The 314-nt window shown below is 42.4% G+C and carries 1 protein-coding gene; it reads right to left on the bottom strand.

The genetic code is table 11. The features are described from left to right. Positions 1 to 314, bottom strand: a 314-nt coding sequence (locus Q0873_RS18210; RefSeq protein WP_299110226.1) for a hypothetical protein, incomplete at both ends; no start/stop codon positions are given.

Genomic DNA, 314 nt, shown 5'->3' with positions numbered 1-314 from the left:
TCACTGCTTGTTACTGTTAAGTCTGAATCACATACATCGGTAATAGCGGTTACTCCTCCTAAAGCAATCAGTCCTGCTACAGTAGTTACTGCCGCTGGTGCATCACTCGCCTCACATCCTTCTTGATCGATAGCGTTTAAGCTTCCTGTTACTGATGGTGCTGTTTCATCTTTGATATTGATCGTTTGTTGAATATCTGTGCTGTTTCCACAGTCATCGGTAATCGTATAAGTACGAGTTACTACAAATACTGTTGGACAGGTTCCTGCTACTGAGCTATCACTGCTTGTTACTGTTAAGTCTGAATCACATGC

It is taken from the genome of uncultured Tenacibaculum sp. (assembly GCF_947498805.1).
In the GTDB taxonomy this organism is placed as follows: domain Bacteria; phylum Bacteroidota; class Bacteroidia; order Flavobacteriales; family Flavobacteriaceae; genus Polaribacter.
This window is presented reverse-complemented; position numbering and strand designations above follow the sequence as displayed.